The organism is Streptomyces sp. 8N114 (genome assembly GCF_052245835.1).
Taxonomy (GTDB): domain Bacteria; phylum Actinomycetota; class Actinomycetes; order Streptomycetales; family Streptomycetaceae; genus Streptomyces.
On sequence record NZ_JBQQBT010000005.1, the window covers coordinates 171,929 to 185,992 of the forward strand.

Genomic DNA, 14,064 nt, shown 5'->3' on the forward strand with positions numbered 1-14,064 from the left:
CCGGAGGAAACCGACATGAGAGTGACCACCAAGCCGGCCGCGCCCGCACAGCGCGCCCCGGGCGGCGAGCCGCCGCCCGTCGCCCCGCTGCCGCGGCAGCGCCGGCACCGGCGCATCCGCTCCACCCAGTGGGCGGGACTGGCGTTCCTGGCCCCGCTCCTGGCCTACCTGCTGATCTTCTACGCCTATCCGCTGTACCGGAACCTCGAACTCAGCGTGCACGACTACACGGTCCGCGCTTTCGTGATGGGCGACGCCGAGTTCACCGGCCTTGCCAACTACCGCGAGGTCCTCACCTCCGACACCTTCGGCCTCGCGCTGCGCAACACGCTGCTTTTCACCTTCGTCTCGATCGCCGCGCAGTACGCGATCGGCCTCGCCCTCGCGGTGTTCTTCCGCGCCAACTTCCGGCTCTCCGGAGTGCTGCGCGCGATGTTCCTGGTGCCGTGGCTGCTGCCGCTGATCGTCTCCGGCTCCACCTGGGCGTGGATGCTGGCCGGCGACAACGGCATCGTCAACGCGGCCCTGGAGGCGTTCGGTATCGGTCAGATCAACTGGCTGACCGATCCGGACTGGGCCCTGATCTCCGTGATCACCGCGAACATCTGGCTCGGCATCCCGTTCAACCTCGTCATCCTGCACGCCGGGCTGCAGAACATCCCGGAGGACCTGTACGAGGCGGCGGCCCTGGACGGGGCGAACGCCTGGCAGCAGTTCTGGCGCGTGACGTTCCCCCTCCTGCGCCCCGTCTCGGCGATCACGCTGCTGCTCGGCCTGGTCTACACGCTCAAGGTCGTGGACGTTATCTGGATCATGACCACCGGCGGCCCCGGCAACGTCTCCACCACCCTGGCGGTCTGGTCCTACCGCGAGGCGTTCGGCACCGGGCAGCCCGACTTCTCCCCAGCGGCCACGGTCGGCAACCTGCTCATCCTCATGGCGCTGGCCTTCGGCTTCGTCTACCTCCAGCTGCAGCGTCGACAAGACCGACAGAACCTGGAGGAGCAGCCATGACCACCCGCACGGCACCGCCCGCACCCAGGCGCCGCACCCGGTGGAAGACCGCACTGGGCGTCTTCCTCACCGCGCTGATGCTCTTCCCCGTGTACTGGATGTTCAACGTCTCCCTGACCAGGACCGAGGACATGCGGGCCGACCCGCCGCACTGGTTCCCCTGGAACCCGACGTTCGAGGGGTACGGCGACGTCCTGCGGGACCAGCTGCCCGCACTCGGCACCAGCCTCGGCATCGGCCTGGGCTGTGTGCTGCTCACCCTGCTGATCTCCGCACCTGCCGGATTCGCCCTCGCCAAACTGCTCCGCCGGGGCAGAGGCACGGTCAGCTTCGTCCTGCTCGTCGCCCAGATGATCCCCAGCGTGGTCATGGCGATCGGCTTCTACGCCGTCTATGTGCGGCTCGGCTGGATCAACTCCGTATGGGGTCTGATCGTCGCCGACTCGACCATCGCCGTCCCGTTCGGCGTGATGGTCCTCGCCGCCTTCATGTCCGGCATCCCCTCCGAGCTGATGCAGGCCGCCCGGATCGACGGCGCCGGCACCTGGCGGACCTTCGTCTCCGTGGTGCTGCCGCTCGGCCGCAACGCCGTGCTGACGGTGTCGCTGTTCTCGTTCCTGTGGGCGTGGTCGGACTTCGTCTTCGCCTCCACCCTCGACCGGAACGGCGAGGCGATCCCGATCACTCTCGGTATCTACGCCTACATCGGCAACAACACCACCGAATGGAACTCGATCATGGCGACCGCCGTCGTCGCGTCCGTGCCCGCGGCCGTGCTCCTCGTCGTCGCCCAGCGCTTCGTCGCCGGCGGGGTCACCGCCGGTGCCGTGAAGGACTGAAGGACCGAAGGACTGAAGCCCATGGTGACCTTCCACCCGTCCGCCACCGCCCTCGAAGTCCGGCACCGGCACGAGGTCCTGACCCTCCAGACGTGGGGCGCGGACAGCGTCCGGATACGCGCGGCGCAGTACCGCATCCCGGCCGAGAGCCACGGCGCCCTGGAGACACCCCCGCCGTCCCCGGCACCACACATCGACGTCGCCGAGGACCACGCGACGATGGTCCACGGCGACCTGACCGTGACGGTGGACTTCGACCGCTCCGCCGCCTACCCCGAGCCGCTGTTGACCTTCACCCGCACCAGCACCGGAGCCGTGCTGCTGGCCGAGAGCCGGGAGCACTTCTGGCTGCCCGGCGCACGGGTCTTCCACGGCAACCGCTCCGGCGCCTACGAGGTGCACCAGCAGTTCGCCGCCCACCCCGACGAGCAGCTGTACGGAATGGGCCAGCGCACCCACGGCCGGCTCGACCTCAAGGGCCTGGCCCTGGATCTCGTACAGCGCAACGGCGAGGTGTCGATCCCCTTCGTGCTGTCCGACCGCGGCTATGGACTGCTGTGGAACAGCCCCGCCCTCGGACGGGTCGAGTTCGCCGAAAACGCCACCCGCTGGCAGGCCGGCCAGGCCCGGGAGATCGACTACTGGTTCACCGCGGCCCCCACACCCGCTCAGATACTCGCCCGGTACGCCGACGCCACCGGGCACGCCCCGGAGCTCCCGCAGTGGGCCAGCGGCTTCTGGCAGTCCAAGCTGCGCTACCGCGATCAGGACGAACTCCTCGCCGTCGCCCGCGAGCACCGTCGCCGCGGGCTGCCGCTGTCCGTGATCGTCACCGATTACTTCCACTGGTCGGCGATGGGCGACTACCGCTTCGACGCGAGCGAGTGGCCCGACCCCAAGGCCATGGTCGACGAACTGGCCGAAATGGGCGTCGAGCTGATGGTCTCCATCTGGCCGACCGTCTCCCCACTGGCCGAGCACTTCCCGGACTACCGGGACCGTGGCCTGCTGGTTGGCACCGACCAGGGCGTCGAGTTCCACCAGACCATCCAGGACAAGCACATGGCAGCCCCGATGCCGGTGGCCTTCTACGACCCGACCAACCCCGAAACCCGCGCCTACGTCTGGGAGCTGGTCCGGCAGGGCTACCGCGACCTGGGCATCCGAGTCTTCTGGCTCGACGCCTGCGAACCCGAGCTGAACCCGGCCCACCCGGCGAACCTGGCCCTGTACGCGGGCCCCGGCGCGGAGGTCGCCGGAATCTATCCGCGGGACAACGCCCGCCTGTTCGCCGAGGGAATGGCCGCCGACGGCGAGACTGAGCCGACAGTTCTGCTGTGCCGCTCGGCATGGGCGGGCGCGCAGAAGTACGGCGCCGCGGTGTGGTCCGGGGACATCCCCGCCACCTGGGAATCCCTGCGGCAGCAGATCCGCGCGGGCCTGAACGTCGCCGTCTCCGGCATCCCGTGGTGGACCACCGACATCGGCGGCTTCCACGGCGGCGACGCACGCGACCCCGCCTACCGCGAACTGATGATCCGCTGGTTCCAGTTCGGCGTGTTCTGCCCCCTCTTCCGGCTGCACGGCGACCGCGAACCACGCACCCCCACCTCGTACGCGCAATCGGGCGGACCGAACGAGGTGTGGTCGTACGGGGACGAGGCGTACGAGATCATCTCCGGCCTGCTGCACCTGCGCGAGCGGCTGCGCCCCTACATCCACCGGCAGATGCGTACCGCCGCACAGACCGGGCTGCCGCCGATGCGGCCCCTGTTCATCGACTACCCGGACGATCCGCGGGCCTGGCAGAGCGACGACGCGTTCCTGTTCGGCCCGGACATCCTTGTCGCACCCGTCGCCCGCGCCGGGCAACGCTCACGCCCCGTCCACCTCCCGGCCGGCACCCGCTGGACCGACACCGCGACGGGCGAGCTCCACGACGGCGGAACCACTGTGGAAGCCGCCGCGCCCATCGACCGTATCCCCGTCTTCACCCGCGAGGGAGCGGACGTGCCGCTGGACGAATACAGGGGAGGAGCCGCGTGAGGGCCGAGGAGAACGCGACTGAGCACGCGGCCGAGTCCGCGGCCGAGTCCGCGGCATTCGGGGTCGAAAGCGGGGTCGGCAACGGCGTCGATCCGCACGGTGGCCGGCCGGTCGTCCCGACTCGGGGCGTCCACCGGCCACTCGGCATGGGAGAGGTGGCGCTCACCGGCGGCTTCTGGGCGAAGCTGCAGGCCACCAACGCCACCGCGACCCTCGCGCACTGCGAGGAGTGGATGGAGCGGCTGGGCTGGCTGGCCAATTTCGACCGCGTCGCGGACGGCACCACCGGCCAGGACCGGCCCGGGTGGTCCTTCTCCGACTCTGAGGTCTACAAGCTCCTCGAGGCCTTGGCCTGGGAGTACGGCCGGTCGGGCGAGCGCGCGCACGACGACGCCGTACGGCGGCTGACCGCGCGCATCGCCCGCGCCCAGGACCCCGACGGCTATCTCAACACCGCTTTCGGCCATGCGAACCACCCGCCCCGCTACAGCGACCTGGAGTTCGGGCACGAGCTTTACTGCACGGGCCACCTGCTGCAGGCGGCCGTCGCCCGGCTGCGCACCTACGGCGACGACGAACTGGTGGCCGTCGCCCGTAGGGCCGCCGACCACGTCTGCGCGACCTTCGGCCCTGACGGACTGCCGGGCATCTGCGGCCACCCGGAGATCGAGGTGGGTCTTGCCGAACTGGGGCGCGCGCTCGGCCAGGAGCGTTACGTGGAGCAGGCGCGGCTGTTCCTCGACCGCCGCGGTCACCGGACCCTGAAGGTCCCGTTCGGTATCGGCAGCGGCGGCTACTTCCAGGACGACGAGCCGATCCGCAAGGCCGGCACCTGGCGCGGCCACGCCGTACGCCAGCTGTATCTGTCGGCCGCCGCGGTCGACGTGGCGGTGGAGTGCGACGACGCCGAGCTGCTCGCCGCGGTCGAGCGCCAGTGGACGAACGCGGTGGCGCGGCGCACCTACCTGACCGGCGGCATGGGCTCCCGCCACCAGGACGAGGGCTTCGGCGGGGACTGGGAGCTGCCCCCGGACCGCGCCTACTGCGAGACCTGCGCGGGCGTCGCCTCCGTCATGGTGTCCTGGCGGCTCTATCTCGCCACCGGACAGCTGCGGTACGCCGACCTCATCGAGCGCACCGCCTTCAACGTGATCGCCACCTCGCCGCGCTCGGACGGCCGGGCCTTCTTCTACGCCAACCCGCTGCACCAGCGCGCAGCCTGCGAAGCATCCGACGACGACGACGAGGTGAGCCCCCGCGCGGACGGCGGCACCCGCGCCGCCTGGTTCGACGTCTCGTGCTGCCCCACCAACGTCGCCCGCACCCTGGCCACGTGGCACACCTATTGCGCCACGGCAGGGGAGCGGGACCTGACACTGCTCCAGTACTCCGCCGCACGGATCAGCGCCCAACTGGGGGACGGACGCACCGTCGAGATCGAGGTCGACACCGCCTACCCCCACGACGGCCTCGTGACCGTACGCGTACTCCGGGCCCCCGATGGCCCGATGGCCCTGCGTCTGCGCGTCCCCGCCTGGGCCCGCGGCGCGACACTCGCCGAGGGCGGCCACCAGCACCCCGCCGCCCAGGGACTGGCCGTAGTGGACCGCGAACTGGTAGCAGGCGAGGAGATCCATCTGACCATCCCCACATCCCCGCGCTACACCTGGCCCGACCCTCGCATCGACGCCGTACGCGGCTGCGTAGCCGTCGAAAGCGGCCCCCTCGTCTACTGCGCGGAATCCCCCGACCTCCCGGCCGGCACCACCCTCGACGACCTCACGCTGGACGCCGCCACCCCGCCCCTGGAACGCGACGGCCAACTCCTCATCCGCGCCTTCACCACCCCCCACCCCACTCCCGGACCGCCTTGGCCGTACGTCCCGGCCCCCGCCCCGCACCCCCCGGACGCCGCCGCCCTGACGATTGAGCTCCCCCTCATTCCGTACCACCAGTGGGCCGAACGCGCCCCCTCCGCCATGCGCATCTGGCTCCCCGCCCGGCACCCGGAGGGCCCTTGACCGCACTGGCGGCGTACCTCTCACGTACGACGCAGGGGAGGGCACGCGGCCTGCGGCGGACTTCTGCATCGGCGTTCAGCCCCCCGGATGGCGGGGAGAATGACCGCGACCCGGCCCGCGACGAAGAGTGCAGCCCCGGGTTCCCAGGCAGTGAATGCACCCAGAGGAACTGAAGGAAGCCATGGACGACAGCCTTCCCGGACGGGATTTCTGGGCACTCATCCACCCGCACACCGGCGACGTGACCGGGGCCCGGCCGAGTACCCGTGGGTTCTCCTCGGACCTCACCGCGACGCTCGCATGCGAGAAGGGGCCCTTCTTCGTCAAGGCAGTCCGCAACCGGCGCGGCGGCCGACGCGACTCCCTCGTCCGGGAGAGGTTGATCAACCCATTCGTCCACCCCATCTCGCCAGTCCTCCGGTGGCACACGGAAGATGAAGAGTGGGTTGCCCTGGGCTTCGAGGTCGTCGAAGGGCGACCGGCCCGCTTCGAGCCGGACTCGACCGACCTCCCGGAGATCGTCGGCGTCCTCAACCGGATCGGACAACTGGAGCTGCCCGAAGTAGCCCAGGGCTGGCCGGAGACTCGGTGGAACCGATACGCCGAAACCGAGGCGGAGGTAGCTCTGTTCGAGGGAGACGCCCTTCTCCACACCGATATCAACCCCAGCAACCTGATCATTGGGCGTCGAGCCACCTGGGCGGTTGACTGGGCGTGGCCGACCCGAGGGGCGGGATTCATCGATCCCGCCTGCTTGGTCATGCAGCTCATCGCAACAGGACACACCGCCAAGGCAGCTGAAGGCTGGGCTGACGGCTGCCCAGCTTGGGCTGAAGCTGACCCCTACGCCATTGACGCATTCGCAGCGGCCACCCTGCGCATGTACCGCCTCCGGGCCGAACGAACCGGCCACGAATGGCTCAGGGCCATGGTCGAGGCGGCGCGTGCATGGGCCCTCCACCGGGGAGTCAGTGTGGAGCGCTGAAGCTGGCACTTCTCAAGTGCGAGGCGGCGTTGCCTTCTTCTGCGGGATCACCCGTGCCGGTCTCGCTGCGAGGCCGTACTCGGCGCAACTGTTCCCCGTACCGGTAGACCACGATGGGCGGGCCGTCCTCCTGGACCATGAGCCGGTAGATGAATGGCGCGGGCCCCGTCACCTGGATGATCTCCCCCGTCTTCCCGGTCTTCATATCCTGCGCGATCTCGCCCACGGCCCACACGTCACACACTCCGAGACCGCCGCTGCCCACCTGACGCCTCCGGCGCGTGCTTGCGGTGCAGATGCGCGCCGAAGAGCGCTTCGAGGTCGGCCCGTGGCTTCGGGTCGAATGCCGCCCGATTGATCATCGTGCGGAACCATGCACAGTCCTCGCACGGCCACTCCTGCGGTTCGGTTCGCTCCACGGTCCTCACCTGCTGCGGTAGCTGCTCGTCACTTTCTGTGGTGAGAACAACACGGAAACGGCTACGATGTCGCGCCATGAGCGCTTTTCCTCATGGCGGCGCTTACGTCCTGTTGGAAGGCCCGGACAGCAAGTGGCGTGTCTTCGTTGAAGGCCCTCAAGGCGGGCGGCCGTACGAAGGACCGGGGACTGTCGCCAACTCTGCCCACCTCTACGATGAGATTCGGGCCAGTTCGTTGAGCCCGGGGGAATCAGTGGCCTTCATCAGCGCTGTAAGGGACAAGCATGAGCGAAACGCAGTGGACCAGAAGCAGCTACAGCGACAAGCAAGGGGGCAACTGCGTCGAGTGGGCCCCGGGTCTCGTGTCCGGCGAGGGCGTCGTCCCGGTGCGTGACAGCAAGGACGCCGCACGAGTGCCCCTGTCGTTCTCGTCGTCCGCCTGGCAGGCGTTCATCGACGGCGTAAAGCGCTCCGGTGCAGAGGGACGCTCATGAACGACAAGCCCGTATGGATCAAGTCGAGCTACAGCGACGGCGAGGGCGGCAACTGCGTCGAGTGGGCCCCGGGTCTCGTGTCCGCCGACGGCCTCGTTCCGGTGCGGGACAGTAAGGACACCACCCGCCCGCCGCTGTCGTTCTCCGTCGCCGCCTGGCAGGTGTTCGTCGGAGACGTGAAGCGCTTGGGGCGCTGACCCCGGCGTCCCGGCGTCGGTCCGCCGCATGTGGCGGAGCGAGTGATGTGGCTGCCCAGTGAGCCCGGTTGGTGCGGCCGTGATGCCGGAGGGGCTCGCTGGAGCGCACAACTTCATCGAGGCAAAGTGTCACCTTCGCGGTGGCCGGAGGCCATCGTGGTCGGTGCCTGGCTGGAGGGACTCAGAGAGTCAGGTCCCAGAGGCGTACGACTCCGTCCCGACCGGCGGTCAGGGCGACCGGCCGATCGTGCATCGTGGTGGCCGTGACCGCTTCAACGCTCCAGTTGTGGCCGGTCAGCGGCGGCCCGACTTGTCGACCGCCGGCGAGGTCCCAGATCCGTACGGTCCCGTCCTCGCCGCCGGTCACTGCGACCGCCCGGTCGCCGACCATGGCGACGTCCAAGGCGTTGATCCTGCCCGCATGACCGGTAGAGGGTTCGTGGATCGGATCACCGTCATCGTCCCCGGACAGGTCGAATACGTACAGCTTTCCGGAGTCCGTTCCCGCCACGACGACAGGACGGCCATCGAGCTGGGAAAATGCGACGGCATATGCCCTCTCGTCGCCGTCCACAGAGAACGACGCGACCTGCTCGCCATTCGCCACATTCCATATCTTCACCTCCTCCTCCCCGCCCCCAACGACCAGCGAGCGGCCGTCGATCCGTGCGGTGGCGAGACCCCAGACGGAGCCGGCTTCCAGCTCCACCGGAGGATCCTCGCCGGACAGCCCCCACACTCGGACTCCGTCCCAGTGGATGCCGCTGCTTGCCACGAACAGTGGTGGCCCCTCGCGCTTCACCGTGGCGATGGACGAGACGTAGGGCTCGTCGTAGGTCGTCCCGCGGAGCAACTCCCCGCTGTCCAGCTCCCAGACGGCTCCTCCCTGTTCGTCCCCACCAGCGGCCACCACCACGCGCCCGTCCGAAATGGCCACGGCAACCGAGTCGATATCGTTCTCGGCATCCGGGTACGCGGCGGCGAGCGGGTCCTCTGCGAAGGCGTATGTCAACGGCCGCTCCAGCCACTCGTCCCGCAGCGGAGCCCAGCTCCACAGCTTGTAGAAGCCGGTGCACACCACCAATGGCGCCCCGTCCACATCGACCAGGGCAAGGCCATCGATCCGGCCATCAGGCGCCGCGCTGCTCAGGACCAGACGTTCGTCAGACACCTGGGCAGCCTAATCGGCGCGTGCGACAGCCCGAATGGCAGCAGGAGGTTCAGTTGCCGCCGCCCTTTCCTGAGGCCGATCCTGTGTACTCGGTCAGCGAGGAGGAGACGTGGGGCTCGTTCTCTTCCCAGGGGACGACGACACCAGCAGTCCGGACGTGTCCTGGTCCTACACCGGCTTCGGAGAGTTCCGGCGGTGGCTGGCGCAGGCCGAGGGATTCTCACTGGACGAGATGCACGGCTTCGGTGGACAGCGCCCCTGGAACGACGTCTCCACCACCTTGGCACTACTCCTCGATCACCCCGACGATGATGGCCCCGACCTTTCGCCGATCCAGTGCGCCGCGCTCCTGCCCCGCCTGCAGGGGATCGCCGACCAGCCTCAAGAGGGGAGCATCGACCCGCTCCTCCAACGGCACATCGACGACGCCCGCCAGTTGGTGGTCGTCCTGCAGCTCTGCATCGAGAAAGACGTCGACCTCCTCTTCGGCTGACGACGGTCGGCGTTACCCGATCACTGTGACCGGCAGTTACGGGACAGCTCTTGGACGGCCGAGCCCTCGACCGCGGCTGATGGGGACTCAAATCCGCGTCACGCCAACGGATTTGAACCGTTTGCTGCGCCGGTGCGTATTGTCCCGTGATCCGTTCTTGACCGTACCGCCAGGGCGCCGCAGTGGGGGGCGGACACAGCGTGCGTGAAGTTCAATGCTGCGCACCCGGAAATCGGGGGCAGCAATGCCCTGACCACTGAATACAACGGCCTGCCCAGTGGATTCGGAGATCGAGCATGTCTTTTCGTCGAACAATCGAAGATGCTCGGCCGTGGTGCCGGCAGGTCACCTGCGGTACGGAGCTCACCATGGGCGCGTACGTTCCTTGAATGCGTTTGTGGCCTGGACCGGGGAAGGACTTCCGGTCATCGGATGTGCCCCTTTCTGGCGGCGACTTGATCTTTGTCGCCGCGCACCCATCAACGTATTTTGTTCGGCCGCCGGAAAATCCCGCAGAAGAAAGTGTCCAAGGGAAACCATCCAAGAGAACCCCGAGGAGACCATCACCTATGTTCAACCACAGCCGTAGGGCCCGTCGCGTCACGATCGCGGCGACAGTGACGCTGGGAGTCACCACCGGTTTGCTCATGGCCGGCGTCGGCCAGGCCGACGAGCCGCTGGAGGAAGGCTCCGCCCACATGGAGGACTTCGCCTGGGCGTCCCAGCCCCAGTGGAATTTCGTCAAGGACGACAACTGCTGGCCCGAGAAGGCGTTCGACCGGGAGGGCAATCCGAAGCAGGGCAAGAAGTGCATCACGGCCGAGGACGGTGGGGAAGCCGGTTTGGCCTTCCCGACCTACTACACGGCCAAGAAGTGCAATGCGGGCACTGAGGACGAAGAAGTCCGCGTCAGCTACACCATCTACCAGGGCATTGAACGGGAGGGGCTCAGTGCCCAGTCGCACGACTTCGAGCACATCGACGTCGTCTGGACCCGAAACGGTGACAACTGGACCCGCTCCGAGCTCCTGACGTCGGAAGACGGGGAGCACGACTCCAAGCCGTGGGGGGAGGCCGAGAGCTGGAACGCGAACGGCGACGAGGCGGGGCTCGGCAAGGAGTTCCCACGCATCTGGATCAAGCCCGCCTACCACGGGATGTCCAATTCCGAGGAAGGTGATGGCAAGGGGCACGACTTCCCCGTCCCCGCGTCCAAGAACTACCACGGCGACGACAAGGACGACGAGGTGAAGGGCACCGGCCTCGTGGAGGTCGAACCGGGCGGGGCCCTGTACAACAAGTTCAAGGACAACGCCGACGCATTCGGTGACGAAACCATCAACCCGGCCGTCGTGGCGGACGAGCTGTGCGAGCACAGCGCCTGACCGGCCTGGCATGACGACAGAGCGAGAGCCCCTTGGCGCCGAGGGCCTCTCGCTCTATCGGTGAGTTCCTCCTGCATTCCGACAGCTCCTCGGGAATCCCGGCCGAAAGCCGAAAGCCGAAAGCCGAAAGCCGAAAGCCGAAAGCCGAAAGGCGGCGAAAGGCGAAAGCCGAAAGCCGAAGAGCGTCGATCAGCGGTCGCCGGAACCGCTGCCGGCGGACGCCGCGGCCACCCGCGCCGCATGCGTCGGCGCGTCAGCCGTACCGGCCGGTCGGTCCGCCGCCATCTCCTTCCGCAGCGCCGGCACGACTTCCTCACCCAGCATGTCCAGCTGCTCCAGCACGGTCTTGAGCGGCAACCCCGCGTGGTCCATGAGGAAGAGCTGGCGCTGGTAGTCGCCGAAGGATTCGCGGAAGGTCAGCGTCTTCTCGATGACCTCCTGCGGGCTGCCGACGGTCAGCGGCGTCTGGTCGGTGAACTCCTCCAGGCTGGGCCCGTGCCCGTAGACGGGCGCGTTGTCGAAGTAGGGGCGGAACTCGCTGACCGCGTCCTGGGACCTGCGCCGCATGAAGACCTGCCCGCCCAGCCCCACCAGGGCCTGCGAGCGGGTGCCGTGGCCGTAGTGCTCGAAGCGGTCGCGGTAGAGGTTGATCAGCCGCTTGAAGTGGTCCTTGGGCCAGAAGATGTTGTTGGCGAAGAAGCCGTCGCCGTAGTACGCGGCCTGCTCGGCGATCTCCGGGCTGCGGATCGAGCCGTGCCAGACGAAGGGCGGTACGCCGTCCAGCGGGCGGGGGGTGGAGGTGAAGCCCTGGAGCGGCGTACGGAAGCGGCCCTCCCAGTCGACCACGTCCTCCGTCCACAGCCTGCGCAGCAGCGCGTAGTTCTCGATCGCCAGCGGGATGCCCTGCCGGATGTCCTGGCCGAACCAGGGGTAGACGGGCGCCGTGTTGCCGCGGCCCATCATCAGGTCGACCCGGCCGTCCGCGACGTGCTGGAGCATCGCGAAGTCCTCGGCGATCTTCACCGGGTCGTTGGTGGTGATCAGGGTGGTGGAGGTGGAGAGGATCAGCCGCTCGGTCCGGGCCGCCAGATAGCCGAGCATGGTCGTCGGCGAGGACGGCACGAACGGCGGGTTGTGGTGTTCGCCGGTGGCGAAGACGTCGAGTCCCACCTCCTCCGCCTTCAGGGCGATGGCCAGCATCGCCTTGATCCGCTCGTGCTCGGTCGGCGTCCGCCCCGTGGTGGGGTCTGGCGTCACATCGCCGACGGTGAAGATCCCGAACTGGATGGGGGTGGGACCGGGGGGCTGGGTGGGAGTGGCCGTGGCCGTCATGCTGCTCGCCGTCCTCGGAGTGCCTCGGAGGTGCGCTCGTCGAAGTAGTGGGTAAGTAGTTGACTATTAAACTAGATGCTCCTCTCAATGCCTCCTCGCCCCTGGAAATTCCGGCCGCACGGGCACGCGGTGCTCGTCCGCGGTCACTGTGAAACGATCGAAACAGGGTGCGCGGAAGCGTGCCCGAAGGCGATCGACTCCGGGCACGCAACCTGGTGGAAACCCTGTGGTGGAATGCTGATACGGCCCCGTGTGCCGGGGGACCCGAGCGAACCCTCTGACCTGCAAGGATAGGCCCATGGACAAGCAGCAGGAATTCGTCCTCCGCACGCTGGAGGAGCGCGACATCCGGTTCGTCCGGCTCTGGTTCACCGATGTCCTCGGCTTCCTGAAGTCAGTCGCGGTCGCCCCCGCCGAACTCGAGCAGGCCTTCGATGAAGGGATGGGCTTCGACGGCTCGGCCATCGAGGGATTCGCCCGCGTCTACGAGTCCGACATGATCGCCAAGCCCGATCCCAGTACCTTCCAGATACTGCCGTGGCGGGCCGAGGCCCCCGGCACCGCGCGGATGTTCTGCGACATCCTGATGCCGGACGGGTCCCCCTCCTACGCCGACCCGCGCTACGTCCTCAAGCGCGCGCTGGCCAAGGCGTCGGATCTCGGGTTCACCTTCTACACCCACCCGGAGATCGAGTTCTATCTGCTCAAGGACAAGCCGGTGGACGGCTCCCGCCCCGTCCCCGCCGACTCCTCCGGGTACTTCGACCACACCCCGCAGAACGTCGGCATGGACTTCCGCCGCCAGGCCATCACCATGCTGGAGTCCATGGGCATCTCGGTGGAGTTCTCCCACCACGAGGGAGCCCCCGGTCAGCAGGAGATCGACCTGCGCTACGCCGACGCACTGTCCACGGCTGACAACATCATGACGTTCCGCCTGGTCATGAAGCAGGTCGCACTGGAGCAGGGCGTCCAGGCCACCTTCATGCCCAAGCCGTTCTCCGAATACCCCGGCTCCGGCATGCACACCCACCTCTCCCTCTTCGAGGGCGACCGCAACGCCTTCTACGAGTCCGGCGCCGAGTACCAGCTCTCCAAGGTCGGCCGCTCCTTCATCGCCGGGCTGCTCACTCACGCGGGCGAAATCTCCGCCGTCACCAACCAGTGGGTCAACTCCTACAAGCGCATCTGGGGCGGCGCCAACCGCACCGCCGGCGAGGGCGGCGAATCGCCCTCGTACATCTGCTGGGGCCACAACAACCGCTCCGCGCTCGTCCGCGTACCGATGTACAAGCCCGGCAAGACCGGCTCGACGCGCATCGAGATGCGCTCCCTCGACTCCGGCGCCAACCCTTACCTCGCCTACGCCGTGCTGCTCGCCGCGGGCCTCAAGGGCATCGAAGAGGGGTACGAGCTCCCCGCCGGGGCCGACGACGACGTATGGGCGCTCTCCGACGCGGAGCGGCGCGCCATGGGTATCGAGCCGCTGCCGCAGAACCTCGGCGAGGCGATCAGCCTGATGGAGCGCAGCGAGCTGGTCGCCCAGACGCTGGGGGAGCACGTTTTCGACTTCTTCCTGCGCAACAAGAAGCAGGAGTGGGAGGAGTACCGCAGCGAAGTCACCGCCTTCGAGCTGCGCAAGAGCCTGCCTGTGCTGTGAGGGCCGCC

General features: G+C 68.2%; 14 protein-coding genes. 10 read left to right on the forward strand and 4 right to left on the reverse strand.

The annotated features are described in order from the left end of the window. The first annotated feature begins 15 nt into the window (after positions 1-15). The 5 genes from ACTWQF_RS13635 to ACTWQF_RS13655 all read left to right on the forward strand — a co-directional run bounded on the left by ACTWQF_RS13635 (position 16) and on the right by ACTWQF_RS13655 (position 6,905). Positions 16-1,014: a carbohydrate ABC transporter permease gene (locus tag ACTWQF_RS13635; protein ID WP_443279612.1), complete on the forward strand. Its 999-nt coding sequence runs from the start codon at positions 16-18 to the stop codon at positions 1,012-1,014. Then, positions 1,011-1,853, forward strand: coding sequence for a carbohydrate ABC transporter permease (locus ACTWQF_RS13640; protein WP_443279613.1), 843 nt, complete (start codon positions 1,011-1,013; stop codon positions 1,851-1,853). The genes ACTWQF_RS13635 and ACTWQF_RS13640 overlap by 4 nt, the downstream gene beginning before the upstream one ends. A 21-nt stretch (positions 1,854-1,874) precedes the next feature. After that, positions 1,875-3,899, forward strand: coding sequence for a glycoside hydrolase family 31 protein (locus tag ACTWQF_RS13645; protein ID WP_443279614.1), 2,025 nt, complete (start codon positions 1,875-1,877; stop codon positions 3,897-3,899). Continuing rightward, positions 3,896-5,920, forward strand: a complete 2,025-nt coding sequence (locus ACTWQF_RS13650; protein WP_443279615.1) for a glycoside hydrolase family 127 protein — start codon at positions 3,896-3,898, stop codon at positions 5,918-5,920. Before ACTWQF_RS13645 ends, ACTWQF_RS13650 begins: the two co-directional genes overlap by 4 nt. A 181-nt stretch (positions 5,921-6,101) precedes the next feature. After that, positions 6,102-6,905 carry a phosphotransferase gene (locus ACTWQF_RS13655; protein WP_443279616.1) on the forward strand — a complete coding sequence of 268 codons (804 nt, stop codon included), beginning with the start codon at positions 6,102-6,104 and terminating at the stop codon, positions 6,903-6,905. Here ACTWQF_RS13655 and ACTWQF_RS13660 read toward each other — a convergent pair. Next, a complete protein-coding gene (locus ACTWQF_RS13660; RefSeq protein WP_443279617.1) occupies positions 6,889-7,131 on the reverse strand; it encodes a hypothetical protein in 243 nt (80 codons plus the stop codon). The two genes, ACTWQF_RS13655 and ACTWQF_RS13660, sit on opposite strands and share 17 nt — an antisense overlap. A gap of 10 nt (positions 7,132-7,141) precedes the next feature. After that, the gene (locus tag ACTWQF_RS13665) at positions 7,142-7,324 is read right to left on the reverse strand and encodes a hypothetical protein (protein ID WP_443279618.1); all 183 of its coding nucleotides are present in this window, start codon (positions 7,322-7,324) and stop codon (positions 7,142-7,144) included. A 284-nt stretch (positions 7,325-7,608) separates the two neighbouring features. On the opposite strand from ACTWQF_RS13665, the gene ACTWQF_RS13670 reads away from it, so the two are divergent. Both ACTWQF_RS13670 and ACTWQF_RS13675 read left to right on the forward strand, forming a co-directional pair. Next, positions 7,609-7,818 carry a DUF397 domain-containing protein gene (locus tag ACTWQF_RS13670; RefSeq protein ID WP_443279619.1) on the forward strand — a complete coding sequence of 70 codons (210 nt, stop codon included), beginning with the start codon at positions 7,609-7,611 and terminating at the stop codon, positions 7,816-7,818. After that, a complete protein-coding gene (locus ACTWQF_RS13675) occupies positions 7,815-8,015 on the forward strand; it encodes a DUF397 domain-containing protein (RefSeq protein WP_443279620.1) in 201 nt (66 codons plus the stop codon). Before ACTWQF_RS13670 ends, ACTWQF_RS13675 begins: the two co-directional genes overlap by 4 nt. Before the next feature lie 181 nt (positions 8,016-8,196). Here the strand turns inward: ACTWQF_RS13675 and ACTWQF_RS13680 are convergent, their stop codons facing one another. Next, positions 8,197-9,186, reverse strand: coding sequence for a WD40 repeat domain-containing protein (locus ACTWQF_RS13680; protein ID WP_443279621.1), 990 nt, complete (start codon positions 9,184-9,186; stop codon positions 8,197-8,199). 109 nt (positions 9,187-9,295) lie between these two features. Between ACTWQF_RS13680 and ACTWQF_RS13685 the strand changes: the two genes are divergently transcribed. Both ACTWQF_RS13685 and ACTWQF_RS13690 read left to right on the forward strand, forming a co-directional pair. Then, positions 9,296-9,679: a hypothetical protein gene (locus ACTWQF_RS13685; protein ID WP_443279622.1), complete on the forward strand. Its 384-nt coding sequence runs from the start codon at positions 9,296-9,298 to the stop codon at positions 9,677-9,679. Positions 9,680-10,248: 569 nt separating this feature from the next. Next, complete coding sequence (locus ACTWQF_RS13690; protein ID WP_443279623.1) at positions 10,249-11,064, forward strand: hypothetical protein; 816 nt, start codon at positions 10,249-10,251, stop codon at positions 11,062-11,064. A gap of 189 nt (positions 11,065-11,253) precedes the next feature. On the opposite strand, the gene ACTWQF_RS13695 is transcribed toward ACTWQF_RS13690, so the two are convergent. Next, positions 11,254-12,351 carry an LLM class flavin-dependent oxidoreductase gene (locus tag ACTWQF_RS13695; protein ID WP_443279840.1) on the reverse strand — a complete coding sequence of 366 codons (1,098 nt, stop codon included), beginning with the start codon at positions 12,349-12,351 and terminating at the stop codon, positions 11,254-11,256. A 343-nt stretch (positions 12,352-12,694) separates the two neighbouring features. On the opposite strand from ACTWQF_RS13695, the gene glnA reads away from it, so the two are divergent. Then, positions 12,695-14,056 carry a type I glutamate--ammonia ligase gene (gene glnA / locus ACTWQF_RS13700; RefSeq protein ID WP_433105979.1) on the forward strand — a complete coding sequence of 454 codons (1,362 nt, stop codon included), beginning with the start codon at positions 12,695-12,697 and terminating at the stop codon, positions 14,054-14,056. Positions 14,057-14,064: the final 8 nt, after the last annotated feature.